The sequence below is a fragment of the Streptomyces sp. DI166 genome (assembly GCF_900091315.1).
Taxonomy (GTDB): Bacteria; Actinomycetota; Actinomycetes; order Streptomycetales; family Streptomycetaceae; genus Streptomyces; species Streptomyces fuscus.
In genome coordinates this window covers 1-12,486 of the sequence record NZ_FLSP01000081.1, presented here as the reverse complement: position 1 = coordinate 12,486, position 12,486 = coordinate 1, and the positions used below count along the sequence as shown (strand labels likewise).

General features: G+C 69.9%; 13 protein-coding genes. 8 read left to right on the top strand and 5 right to left on the bottom strand.

Features of this window, described 5'->3' with window-relative positions; translation table 11 throughout:
• Positions 1-175: 175 nt before the first annotated feature.
• Positions 176-1,198 (bottom strand): C40 family peptidase, encoded by a 1,023-nt coding sequence (locus GA0115233_RS30590; RefSeq protein ID WP_176711999.1) that lies wholly within the window; start codon positions 1,196-1,198, stop codon positions 176-178.
• A 176-nt stretch (positions 1,199-1,374) separates the two neighbouring features.
• Here GA0115233_RS30590 and GA0115233_RS30585 point away from each other — a divergent pair, with 176 nt between their 5' ends.
• On the top strand, positions 1,375-1,737 hold the full coding sequence (locus tag GA0115233_RS30585; RefSeq protein WP_093723564.1) for a DUF1330 domain-containing protein: 363 nt from the start codon (positions 1,375-1,377) through the stop codon (positions 1,735-1,737).
• Between the two features lie 3 nt (positions 1,738-1,740).
• On the opposite strand, the gene GA0115233_RS30580 is transcribed toward GA0115233_RS30585, so the two are convergent.
• The 3 genes from GA0115233_RS30580 to GA0115233_RS30570 are packed head-to-tail and all read right to left on the bottom strand — an operon-like array spanning position 1,741 to position 3,766.
• Positions 1,741-2,013, bottom strand: a complete 273-nt coding sequence (locus GA0115233_RS30580; RefSeq protein ID WP_255310410.1) for a hypothetical protein — start codon at positions 2,011-2,013, stop codon at positions 1,741-1,743.
• Positions 2,014-2,064: 51 nt separating this feature from the next.
• Positions 2,065-2,832 carry a PIG-L deacetylase family protein gene (locus tag GA0115233_RS30575; RefSeq protein ID WP_093723563.1) on the bottom strand — a complete coding sequence of 256 codons (768 nt, stop codon included), beginning with the start codon at positions 2,830-2,832 and terminating at the stop codon, positions 2,065-2,067.
• A 28-nt stretch (positions 2,833-2,860) separates the two neighbouring features.
• A complete protein-coding gene (locus tag GA0115233_RS30570) occupies positions 2,861-3,766 on the bottom strand; it encodes an oxidoreductase (protein WP_093723562.1) in 906 nt (301 codons plus the stop codon).
• Between the two features lie 99 nt (positions 3,767-3,865).
• On the opposite strand from GA0115233_RS30570, the gene GA0115233_RS30565 reads away from it, so the two are divergent.
• From GA0115233_RS30565 to GA0115233_RS30535, 7 genes are all read left to right on the top strand, one after another.
• Positions 3,866-4,459, top strand: a complete 594-nt coding sequence (locus GA0115233_RS30565; RefSeq protein WP_093723561.1) for a TetR/AcrR family transcriptional regulator — start codon at positions 3,866-3,868, stop codon at positions 4,457-4,459.
• A 405-nt stretch (positions 4,460-4,864) separates the two neighbouring features.
• Positions 4,865-5,173, top strand: coding sequence for a hypothetical protein (locus GA0115233_RS30560; RefSeq protein WP_003991275.1), 309 nt, complete (start codon positions 4,865-4,867; stop codon positions 5,171-5,173).
• Positions 5,174-5,371: 198 nt separating this feature from the next.
• Positions 5,372-6,172, top strand: coding sequence for a hypothetical protein (locus tag GA0115233_RS30555; protein WP_093723560.1), 801 nt, complete (start codon positions 5,372-5,374; stop codon positions 6,170-6,172).
• Positions 6,162-7,487: a hypothetical protein gene (locus tag GA0115233_RS30550; protein WP_093723559.1), complete on the top strand. Its 1,326-nt coding sequence runs from the start codon at positions 6,162-6,164 to the stop codon at positions 7,485-7,487. The genes GA0115233_RS30555 and GA0115233_RS30550 overlap by 11 nt, the downstream gene beginning before the upstream one ends.
• On the top strand, positions 7,484-9,043 hold the full coding sequence (locus GA0115233_RS30545) for an SCO6880 family protein (RefSeq protein ID WP_093723558.1): 1,560 nt from the start codon (positions 7,484-7,486) through the stop codon (positions 9,041-9,043). Before GA0115233_RS30550 ends, GA0115233_RS30545 begins: the two co-directional genes overlap by 4 nt.
• A 9-nt stretch (positions 9,044-9,052) precedes the next feature.
• Positions 9,053-10,462 (top strand): ATP-binding protein, encoded by a 1,410-nt coding sequence (locus GA0115233_RS30540; protein WP_093723557.1) that lies wholly within the window; start codon positions 9,053-9,055, stop codon positions 10,460-10,462.
• Between the two features lie 16 nt (positions 10,463-10,478).
• Complete coding sequence (locus GA0115233_RS30535) at positions 10,479-11,924, top strand: type IV secretory system conjugative DNA transfer family protein (protein ID WP_093723556.1); 1,446 nt, start codon at positions 10,479-10,481, stop codon at positions 11,922-11,924.
• Here the strand turns inward: GA0115233_RS30535 and GA0115233_RS30530 are convergent.
• Entirely contained in the window at positions 11,913-12,470 is a 558-nt protein-coding gene (locus GA0115233_RS30530; protein ID WP_093723555.1) for a GNAT family N-acetyltransferase, read from the bottom strand. The two genes, GA0115233_RS30535 and GA0115233_RS30530, sit on opposite strands and share 12 nt — an antisense overlap.
• Positions 12,471-12,486: the final 16 nt, after the last annotated feature.

Sequence of the window (12,486 nt, the reverse complement as noted above, 5' to 3'; positions counted from 1 at the left end):
GGCACGCCTGTTCACGCGCCCTTCTGCCACCCCCGTGGTTGTAGATCCGCGCTCGGCTACGTGAACAGGAACGCACGGTCCCTGTTGATACGTTCCACACTCCACTGAATGATCACGCAGACGTTATCGAAGAGAGATACATCGCCGCAGCTCAGGGGGTGGGTTCACGCTGCGCTTACACCGAGGTGGGGAGCGCTTTCGCGCCATCTTCGGTGACCCGGGTGGCCCCGAAGTAGTCGGGGGTGTCGATCGGGTCGAACCGGATCACAGCACCCGTTCTCGGGGCATCGATCATGTACCCGCCGCCGACATAAATCCCGACATGGCGGATGGCACGGGAGTTCGTGAGGTCGTCCGAGAAGAACACCAGGTCCCCCGGAAGCAGTTCCTCCCGCGACGGATGGGGGCCCGCGTTGTACTGGTCGTTGGCGACCCGGGGGAGCGAAATCCCGACACTTTCGTACGCGGCCTTGGTCAGCCCCGAGCAGTCGAACCGCCCGCCGTCCTCGGCGGTGCCGTCACCGCCCCACAGATAGAGCGTGCCGAGCTTCTTCTGCGCGTAGGCGATGGCCCCGGCGGCCTGCTCGGAGGGATCGACGCGGCCGACGGGCGCGGCGAAGCTGGCCTCCAGCGTGGTGATGGTCTTCACATAGTTCTGCGTCTCCCGGTACGGCGGCACGCCCCCGTACTTGATGACCGCGTACGCCCCCGCGTTGTAGGCGGCGAGCATGTTCTTGGTCGGGTCCCCGGGCACGTCCTCGACGTACTTGGCGAGTTCGCAGTCGTACGAGGCGGCGGACGGGATGGCGTCCTGCGGGTCCCACACGTCCCGGTCCCCGTCCCCGTCCCCGTCGATGCCGTGCGTGGCCCAGGTGCCGGGGATGAACTGCGCTATCCCCTGCGCGGCGGCCGGGCTCTGCGCCTTCGGGTTGAACCCGCTCTCCTGGTAGAGCTGGGCGGCGAGCAGCGCGGGGTTGATGGCCGGGCAGAGCCCGCCCCACTTCTGCACAAGATCCTTGTACGCGGCCGGCACGGCTCCCTTGGCGAGGTTCTTGGCCCCGCCCCCGACCCCGTTGGCGAGGTTCCCGGCGACGATGTAGACCCCCACGACGAGCAGCATCACAAAGCTGAGCCCCGCCGCGACAGCGCCACCCGCCACGATCCAAGCCTTACGCACCGTCAACCGCCCCTCACCCACCGGGATTCCGCCCGCGCCAGTCTAGGAGCTTCCCCCGCACAACCGTCCGCAACCGGGCACCCACGGCGAGGGCGCCATTACCTGACAGGTCATCGACCCCGCTCCGACGCCCTGCCACGATCGTGACCACAGGGATCCCGACCGCAGCGGCGCACCGCGACCGGAAAGGACGTCAGATGACCGCCTATGCCATAGCCCACCTCCGCGAGATCACCCCGCACCCCGAGATCGCCGACTACATCGAGCGCATCACCGCCACCTTCGAGCCCTACGGCGGCCGCTTCCTGGTGCACGGAGCCACCCGCGAGACGGTGGAGGGCGACTGGCCCGGCGACGTGGTGGTGATCGCCTTCCCCACCCTCACGAAGGCCCGCGAGTGGTGGACCTCCCCCGCCTACCAGGAGATCGCGCCCCTCCGCACCCGCCACATCAAGGGCGACATCATCCTGGTGGAGGGCATCCCCGACGGCTACGACCCCGCCACAACCGCCAAGAAGGTACGGACCCTGTGCGAGGACGACGCCACGCCCTCGGGGTGAGCCTCACAGAGCCCGCCACGCCTCCTTGATGTCCCCCACCTCGTCCAGCGCCGGATCACGCATCCCACCGGGCCCGTAGGCCGGGGAGCGCTCCGCATTCAACGGCACATGGGCGCAGTACCAGGCCCTGTCGGCGCCCGCCCGCTCGGCGTCCGTGCCGCCGCGCCGGTAGTCGAGCAGTGCCGCCATCACGCGGCGGCGGCCGAAGGCGTACACCGCCGGTTCGACGAACCAGCGGCAGAAGCTGGGGTCCGGGTCGTACACGGATGCCGCCATCAGCGGGGCGAACAACTCTCCGCACACACGCCAGGAAGGCGTCCGACTCGGTCACGAGGGCACCCGCCGCACCGTCAGTTCCGTCTCCTCGCCCCCGGTTATGAGGTCCTGGCGGATGTACCACTCCGTTCCGAGGATCCGGTCGCGGAGTTCCTCCCGCAGGGCCGCCAGCAGCCCCGGGGCCGCCCCGCGCTCCGCCTCGCTGCGGTGGGCGGAGATCGCCGCCCACTTCTGGGGCAGCCAGGGGCGTACATCGACCGTGGTGGTGATCCGGTCGTCCGGGACGGTCCGCAGGTCGTCGGTCGGCAGCCCGAGTTCGGCCAGGGGCCGGACGGCCGAGTGGGGGTGGGAGGCCAGGTAGAGCGCGCGGGGCTGCCAAGGGGCGCCGGCCTCCGGGTACAGGCGCTCGTACCCGGCCGCCTGGACCGCCAGTACCGTCAGGCGGTGGGTGCGGACGTGGTCCTCGTGGCCGGTCACGCCGCCGTACGCGTCGTGGGTGAGGACGATCTCGGGGCGGAACTCCCGTATGTGCGCCACCAGTCGCCCCACCGCCTCGTCCAGGGGCGCCTCGCACAGCCGGGGGCTGCCGGGCGCCGACGCGGGCACCCGGGAGTCGGCGTAGCCGAGCAGGCGGGGTTTCTCGGAGGCGCCGAGCAGGCGCACCGCCTCGGCGAGTTCGGCGGCCCGGTGGGTGCCCTCGGTCCAGGTGGCGGTCACGACCGCCGTACGGCCGCCCGAGGCGGCGTTGCGCGCCAGGACGCCGCCCGAGGACAGGGACTCGTCGTCGGGGTGGGCGTACACGGCCAGCAGGCTCGGCATCGGTCGGCCACCTCCACACGTCGGCTACTCAGGCCACTCGCACCTCCAACGGGCAGCGCACCCCCGTGAGTTCCTCCGACACCGTCCAGAGCCGCCGGGCCGCCACCGGATCGCTCGCCGCCCGGGACCGGCTCACCAGGGTGGGGCGCCCCCGCCACTCACCGGGGCCGTCGGGGCCGACGTAGCTGGCGCCCGGCAGATCCTGCGTGGCCGCGTACAGCGTCGGCAGCGCCCCGGCGCGGTCGGACTGCGCCGCGAGCCGGTTGGTGATCCACATCCCCACCCGGGCCACCGTGCTGGCCGCGTGGCTCTGCAGGTTGGTGGCGGAGTACCCGGGATGCGCGGCCAGGGCGCGGACCTCGGAGCCCGCCTCGGTCAGCCGCCGCTGAAGTTCCAGCGTGAACAGCAGGTTCGCGAGCTTGGACTGCCCGTACGCGCGGCGCGGGTCGTAGTCGGCGTCCATGTTCAGGTCGTCGAAGCGGATGGTGCCGTAACCCCAGCGGTGGGCGGCCGAGGCGACGGTGACCACGCGGCCGGTGATGTGCGGCAGGAGCAGGTTCGTCAGGGCGAAGTGCCCGAGGTGGTTGGTGCCGAACTGCATCTCGAAGCCGTCCTTGGTCCGCTGCCGCGGGATCATCATCACGCCCGCGTTGTTGATCAGCAGATCCAGCGGCCCCTTCCAGTCCGCGGAGAACTCCCGCACGGAGGCCAGATCGGCGAGGTCGAGACGGCGCACCTCGGTACTGCCGGACACGGTCGCGGCGGCGGCCCGGCCGCGCTCGGGGTCCCGTACGGCGAAGACGACATGCGCGCCCGCGCGGGCCAGCGCGTCGGCGGCGGTGAGCCCGATGCCGCTGTTGGCGCCCGTGACGACGGCCGTCCGGCCGTGCAGGTCGGGCAGCTGGGTCTCGTTCCACTTCTGCGTCTCGATCATGCCTCCTGAATGTAGACGCCGCCAACAATGCTGTCAATGACAACAATGTTGGCGGCGCCAATAAAATTGACGACGTCAACATCCCGCTACCATGAACCCATGCCCGAGAGCCGCCCCTACCACCACGGAGACCTGCGCTCCACCCTGCTCGCCAGCGCCGAGCGCACCCTGCGGACCAAGGGCGTCACCGCGCTCTCCCTGCGCGAACTGGCCCGCGAGGCCGGCGTCAGCCACGCCGCACCCGGCCGCCACTTCAAGGACAAGCAGGCCCTGCTCAACGCCCTGGCCCTGGTCGGCTACGACCGCCTCGAACAGGCCCTGAACGCCGCCGACGACCCCGAGCTCCCCCTCGAACCCCGGCTCACCGCCCTGGCCCGCGCCTACCTCGGCTTCGCCCTCGACCACGCCGAGCTGCTGGAGCTGATGTACGCGCGCAAGCACGACCCCGACGCCCACGAGCAGATGGCCGCCGCCGTCGACCGCACGGTCGGCTCACTGGAGCGGGTCATGGCCGACGCCATGCACCGGGGCGAGATCATCGAGGCCGACCCCGCCCACCTCACGATCATCACGGGCGCCGGACTGCAGGGCCTCGCCTCACTCGCGGCCGGCGGCCTGCTCGCCCCCGAAGAAGCCCTGGGCAGCATCGAGGAACTGGTCCACTACATGCTGTACGGCATCAAGCCCCGCTGACCGCGCACGCCGTGACGCCCGCTCAAAGTCCGGGCCTGCCAGGGGCGTAGCCTTCACCCGGGGAACATCTCCCCGACCCGTCACCCGACCGGCCGTCAGAAACCGCACGAGCCGGGCAAGTAGGCGCAAGAGGGGTCAACGACGGAACCACACGACAGGTTCCGCTCCGACTTCGTTGCCCGGTGTAACCTGCCGTGATACACAGAGTGACGATACGACTCCGCGTACACCGCCCCGCGCTCCCCGAGGAGACCCCGCGCGCGACGGTGACAAGCTATTCGTACGAAACCCGCCAATCAATGACGCCAAGTCGACATACGGCAGCGGCATTGTCGGCGACAATGATGCCTGACCTCTGCGCCACGACAGAGGAAGTGGAACTACCCAACAGGGGCGGTGACTTACATGCTCTTTGCGGCCGACAAGGGAGACATCAACACCATCATCGGCGGGATCGCTCCGGACTGGGGCCCCTTCGGCAGCCTGGGCAACGAGGCCAAGGTGATGATCGAGGTGGTGATGGCGGTCGCCATCCTGCTCTGCCTCGGCATCGCCATCTGGGGTGCCGCCAAGCAGCGCATCGGAGCCACCGCACTGCGCGACACGTTCAGCGCGGAACAGGGCAAGGGCCTCATCATCGCGGGCCTGACCGGCGTCTTCATCATCGGTTCGCTCGGCACGCTGTTCACCATCGTGTACGGCATGGCCGTGTAGCCGCGCCCACCCGTCCCCTCCGGGCACGCCCGGTCCGGTACCCCGTCCTTCCCACCCGCCCGTCGTGCCCACCGGCTGAGGTTGCGTTTCCCTGATGTCGAGTCACCACACCGCGCCCGCGCGGGAACCAGCACGGCTACCGTCGTACTCCTACGGCTATCACGGCTTCCGGTACGACGGTGAGGGGGCGTACCCGGCATGAGTCTCGGCGACGACCGCGAATCCTCCGGCGGCTACGGGGGCACCGGCCATACGCGTATCCGCCTCCCGGAGAACGAAACCGACCCCTACGCCCCGCCGCGCCGCACCTCCTCCCGGAGCCTGGTGACGGTGGTGGGCGTGGTCGTCCTCCTCATCGCGGCGATCGCGTTCGCGAACCGTGGAGGAGACGATTCCTCTTCCGACGACACCCCCGAGAACAAGCCGAAGGCGGCGCCCACGGCCGCGACGGGCACACAGCCGGTGAAGTCCGGCTTCGCCCGGGACGAGCAGGGGGCGCAGAGTGCGGCGGCGAACTATGCGGTGGCCCTGGGATCGGCCGAGATGTTCGACAAGGCCAAGAGAGACTCCATCCTGCAGGCCATCATCGTTCCCTCCCGCGTGTCGGAGTTCGAGGCGAACCTCGACAAGGCGTACACACCGGAGTTCAACGCGAACGTCGGCCTGAACAAGGACGGCTCAGCGCCCGAGGGCTACACCTTCGTATCGCGTACGACTCCGATCGGCACCAAGGTCACCGAGGCGTCGGACAGCCAGGCCACCGTGGAGGTCTGGTGCAGCGGGCTTCTCGGGCTGGCCGGTGAGAAGTCCACCAAGCCGGTCACCAACAGCTGGTTCACCATCACCATGCAGCTTGAGTGGACCAACGATGACTGGAAGATCGTGAGCCACTCCCAGAAGGACGGCCCCACGCCCGTTCCCGGTGACGAAAGGGCCTCCACCGCCGATGAAATGGCGAAGGCCGTCGAGGAGTACGGAGGGTTCACGTATGCCCGCTAGCCGCCGCGTACTCAAGCTGCTCGCCCTCGGCACGGCCGCGCAGGGCGCCCTGCTGCTCACCGCCACGCGTGCCTTCGCCGCGCCCACGCCTTCACCCACGCCGAGCAACGACCCCTGCGACCTGATCCACGGCCCCGCCAAGGACTACTGCGAAAGCGACAACCGCGGCGGCCGTTCCGGCTCCACCGACACCACCCTCCCCTCCACCCTCGACCCCCTCTCCTCCCTCGCCAAAGGCTGTGCCGACGCCGCCGCATGGACCGTCGACAAGCTCAGTGAGGCGGTCAAGGACACCGCGAACGTCGACTTCACGAACCCCAAGTTCCTCCAGCAGTACGCGGTCGTGTTCGCGGCGTCGACCGTGCTCACCCTCCTCCTGTGGCTGCTGGCCGTCGCCAAGCGGGCCGTGAGAGGCGTACCGCTCACCACCGCCCTGAGCGAAGCGATCGGCTTCCTCTGGCTGACGGTGCTCGCGTCGGCGTTCACCCCGCTGATCCTGTACACGGTGGTCTCGGCGACCGACGGCATCTCCGAGGTGCTGGCCACGACCACCGGCGACCAGACCGACACCTTCTTCGGCACCTTCTCCGGGGCTCTGGACAAGGGCGAGGACATCGGCGGCGGGCCGATCATGCTGATCGTCGTCTCCCTGGTGTCCATCCTCGCCGCCGGAGTCCTCTGGCTGGAGCTCGTGATCCGCGCCGCCCTGCTCTACGTCGGCGCCCTCCTCGGCACCGTCGTGTACGCGGGCCTGGTCGACAAGAACCTGTGGGGCCACGTCCGCCGCTGGGCGGGCATCATGATCGCCGTCATCCTGGTCAAGCCGGTCATCGTGATCGTGCTGGGCCTGGCCGGCGCCCTGTCCGCCGACGACGGCCCCGACGCCTTCTCCGCCGTCGTCTCCGGCCTCGCCATCATCCTGCTCGCCATCTTCGCCTCGGCGATGATCTACCGCTTCGTCCCCGGCTTCGGCGACGAGATCGCGAACTCCCGCAACAACCGCATCATGCAGGGCGCCGAGGGCAAGGCCGCGGCCGTCATCAGCTCCCCGGCGACCCTCGTCGCCCAGGGCATCAAGACCCACAGCTCGCGGGCCGACAACAACGGCGGCCAGAGCTCGGCCACCCCCCGCCCCGCCAACCAGGCGGCCGGCGGAGTCGCCGCGCACAGCTCCCGTACCGCGAACGGAGGCGGCGGATCTGTCCCCTCCGCCGCACCCGTACCCCGCTCCGGCGGCAGCACCGCGGTCAACAGCCCGCACGCCAGCAACACCCGCAACAGCAGTACCAACCGCACGGGAGGTGAAGGGCGTTGACGACCGAGTCCCACCTGTCCCATCCGGTCACGCCCCGCCGTACATATCTGATCGGCCGCGCCAGGCCGAACGCGATCGTCGGCCGGAATCGTGAGACCGGCGAGATCGCGCTGATCATCGGCGGCGCGTTCCTCGGCATGATGTGCGGGCTCCTCGTTCCCTTCCTGGCACTGCGCATCGTGCTGCTGATGGGCTTCCCGCTGCTCGCGCTCGCCGCGGTCTACGTGCCGTACAAGCGCCGCACGTTCTACAAGTGGTACGAGATCAACCGCAGCTACAAGCGCACCCTGCGGGCCGGCACCGTCTACCGTTCGGCGGCGATGGAGGCGGGCACCCGGATCGACGGGCGGGAGGTCGAGATCGGGCCGCCGCCCGGCATCGGCCGGATCACCTGGCTCGCCGCCCCCTTCGGCCCCGACGAGATCGCCGTACTGCTGCACGCGGACCGCAAGACCGTCACCGCCGCCATCGAGATCGAGGGCCCCGGCGTCGGCCTGCGCGACTCCGAGGACCAGGAAGCCCTCGTCGACCGCTTCGGCACCCTGCTCAAGCACGTGGCCAACGGCGACGGCTTCGTCACCCGGCTCCAGATGCTTGCCCGCACCCTCCCCGCCGACCCCGACGCCCACGCCAAGGACGTCGCCGTACGCGGGGACGACAAGGCGCTGCCCTGGCTGCAGCAGTCGTACGACCAGCTCCAGTCGATGGTGTCGACCAGCAGCGAGCAGCACCGCGCCTACCTCGTCGCCTGTATGCACTACACGCGCGAACTGGCCGCCGAGGCCCACGCCATGGCCCGCGCCGCCCGCCCGCAGCAGGGCCGGAAGATCGACAAGGACGCCGGGCTCGCCGTCGTCATGGCCCGTGAGCTGACGGACATCTGCTCGCGGCTCCAGGAGGCCGACATCCGCGTACGGCAGCCGCTCGGTCAGGGGCGGCTGGCTTCGCTGATCCACTCCATGTACGACCCGGACCACCCCATCGACCACATCCAGGCGATGACGAAACGTAATGCCTGGCCCGCCGAGCTCGACGCCATGGAGCCCACCTACCTCCAGGCCAAGACCCGCGAATCCTCCACCCGGGCCCCCTGGTGCCACGCCACGGCCTGGATCAAGGAGTGGCCGATGACCCCGGTCGGCGTGAACTTCCTGGCGCCGCTGCTGGTCCACACCCCGGACGTCATCCGCACGGTCGCCGTCACGATGGACCTCGAACCCACCGAGATCGCCATCGAGCGCATGCTCACGGAGAAGACCAACGACGAGGCCGAGGCGTCCCGCGCCGCCAAGATGAACCGCACCGTCGACCCGCGCGACATCGCCGCCCACAACCGCCTGGACCAACGCGGCGAGGACCTGGCGAGCGGCGCGGCGGGGGTCAACCTCGTCGGCTACATCACCGTCTCCTCCCGTTCCCCCGAGGCCCTGGCCCGCGACAAGCGGACCATCCGCGCCTCGGCCGGCAAGTCGTACCTGAAGCTGGAGTGGTGCGACCGCGAGCACCACCGCGCCTTCGTGAACACACTCCCGTTCGCCACCGGCATTCGAAGGTAGGGCCGCCGCATGCGGGATCCGCTGTCCATCCTCACCGACGCCTTCACCTCCTTCCTCTTCGGCAAGGTGGAGACGACCCGGCCGCCGGTACGCACCTCCACCGGCCAGGCCCAGGCCGTCTACCTCCCGACCGCCGCGCCCGGCCTCGGCGACTCGGGCGTGATCATCGGCCGCGAGGTGTACTCCGGGAAGGGCTACATCTACGACCCCTTCCAGCTGTACGGCCAGCAGCTGCCCGCCCCGCACTGGCTCGTCCTCGGCGAGTCCGGCAACGGCAAGTCGGCGCTGGAGAAGACGTACGTCCTGCGCCAACTGCGCTTCCGCGACCGGCAGGTCGTCGTCCTGGACGCGCAGGGCGAGGACGGGGTCGGCGAATGGAACCTGATCGCGCAGGAGCTGGGGATAACTCCCATCCGGCTGGACCCGATGGCCGCCCTGGACCACGGCATCCGGCTCAACCCCCTGGACCCGGCGATCACCACCACCGGGCAGCTCGCGCTGCTGCGCACCATCATCGAGGTCGCCATGGGCCATGGCCTCGACGAGCGTTCCGGCTTCGCGCTGAAGGTCGCGCACGCCTACGTCAACGAGACCATCGTCGAACGCCAGCCGGTCCTGACCGACATCGTCGAGCAACTGCGCCACCCCGAACCGGAGTCGGCGGAGGCGATGAACGTCGCCATAGACGATGTACGGGCCTGGGGCCTGGACGTCGCGCTGGTACTGGACCGACTGGTCGACGGTGACCTGCGCGGCATGTTCGACGGCCCCACCACGGTCGGCATCGACCTGGACGCCCCGCTGATCGTCTTCGACCTGTCCCACATCGACCGCAACTCCATCGCCATGCCCATCCTGATGGCGATCGTCGGCGTGTGGCTGGAGCACACCTGGATCCGCCCCGACCGGAAGAAGCGCATCTTCCTGGTCGAGGAGGCCTGGCACATCATCAACAGCCCGTTCGTCGCCCAGCTCTTCCAGCGCCTGCTGAAGTTCGGCCGACGCCTGGGTCTGTCCTTCGTGGCGGTCGTCCACCACCTGTCCGACGTCGTCGACGGCGCGGCGGCCAAGGAGGCGGCGGCCATCCTGAAGATGGCCTCCACCAGGACCATCTACGCCCAGAAGGCGGACGAGGCGAGGGCGACGGGACGGGTACTCGGCCTGCCCAGGTGGGCAGTGGAGATCATCCCCTCGCTCACCCCGGGTATCGCCGTCTGGGACGTCAACGGCAATGTCCAGGTGGTCAAACACCTGGTCACCGAGACCGAACGCCCGCTGGTCTTCACCGACCGCGCGATGACCGAGTCCTCCACCGAAACCACCGACGACGTCCTGCGCGCCGCGGAGCTGGAGGCGGAGGAACGGGCGGCGGCCTTCGTGGAACAACACCTCGGCGACTCCGAGTCGACGGTGGCATAAGGGGGAGGGCGGCACAGTGCGTGCGGACGACCGGCGGCAGGAGACTTCTGGCGGCATCCCCGACGGGCTGCTGGTCGGCATACTCGCCTTCCTCCTCGGCATGACCCTGCTGGTGTGGACGGCAACCGGGCTGGCCGGTCTGCTCGCCCACGGCTCCTGGCCGACCGGCGTCACCTTCACCCGCACACCCCTGGCCATGCGCCACCTCTTCGGCGCCGCCCACGACCTCCCCGGCGCCTGGCCGGAGACACCCGCGGAGGAACTCTCCGGGTACGGCCTGTTCTGGGGCCTGTTCATCGGCCAGCTGATGGTCCTGATCGTGCTCACGGTGTTCGTGATGGGCACCCTGGCCCGCTGGCGCGCGGTACGGGCACGGCGCCGCGAGGAGAAGCGCCTGGCGGCCCAGACCCCCGAACCCCAGCCCCCCGTCACCCACGAGGTACCGACCCCTCGCCCCGCGGAACCAGTCACCCACAGACCGGTGCAGGAGCCCCCAAGACCCGCGCCCCTCGAACCGGCGAACACGTGGGAACCCACCCGCTCCCCCGTCGTCTACGGCACCAAGGACACCCGCCACGCCACCGCCGCCCAGGCCGTACGGGACGCCGACGGCCCCGCCCTCGTCATCACCTCCAACCCGGCCGTCTGGCAGGACACCAAGGACGCCCGCGCCAAACTGGGCCCGGTCCACCTCTACGACCCCACCCACCTGTGCGACACCCCGTCCCGCCTGCACTGGTCACCCACGGCGGGCTGCGAGGACAAGCAGACAGCGGCAGCCAGAGCAGCGGCCCTGCTGGCCCCCGTCCGCCCCACAGCGAAGATGGATCAGGCGGTGGCCGACGTCGCGGAAACGCTCCTCCGCAGCGCCCTGCACGCCGCCGCGATAGACGGCCGCACCATCCGCCACGTCCACCGCTGGTCCCAGGGCACTCAACTCCAGGACGCGGTACGCATTCTCCGTACGAGCCCCAAGGCCGCTCCCGGTGCCGCGGGCGAGTTGGAGGCGGCGCTCACCGCGCACCCCGAACGCCGGGACATGGCCCAGCAGTTGACCACCCGAGCACTGTCCGCCCTCTTCACGGTCAACATCCGGGAGTCCTGCACTCCAAACCGAACTGATGCGCTTGCCTTGGATTCCTTCGTCAACGAAGGGGGCACGCTTTATGTAGTGGGGGAATCCATCGAGGACCCGCGCACCAACCCGGGCGCGATGCCCCTGCTCACGGCACTCGCCGCAAGCGTGGTCGAGCGCGGCCGGCGCATGGCCGAACGGTCATCCTCCGGTCGCCTCGACCCACCACTCACCCTCGTCCTGGACGACGTCGCCGCCGTGGCGCCCCTGCCCCAACTCCCGGAACTGCTGGCCACCGGCACCGACCGAGGCCTGCCGACCCTGGCTCTGCTCCGTTCCCGGGAACAGGCCCGCGCCCGCTGGCCGCACGACGAACTACCGGTCTAGCCGGGCCCGTTCGAGAGCGAACTCAAGCTCCAAGTCGTCCGGCGCCTGCGGCAGCGGCACGGTGACGCCGGTCGGTTCGAACCCCACCTTGCGGTACAGCCGCTGGGCCCGCCCGTTCTCCTCGTGCACGATGAGCCGCACCCGCTCGGCACCTTGCGCCCAGGCCCACTCCAGGCCGGCGTCGAAGAGCACCTCGGTAAGCCCGATCCCCCGGTGCGTGGGCTGTACGAACACCCCGACCAGGTGCCCCTGGCGCCGCTCGACGGGCATACCGGCCCAGTCCTCGGTGCCGGCCTCCTCCATGAGCACGGTCAGCGTCCCGACCCACTCCCCGTCCGGCCCCTCGGCGATGATCTGCTGCGCGTCGGCAGCTCCTTCGGCGGCGCGCGTGACCCGGTCCTGCCAGAACGAGTCGGGCTGGGTCACGGCGGACTCGTAGCTCTCCAGGAAGGCGAGGTGCGCCACCGGGTCCTGAAGGGCGGCAAGCCGCAGGGCCTTGGCCTGGGGCCACTCGTGGGACTGAATGGAACGGACTTTGTAGCTCATGCGGCAACGGTAGCGG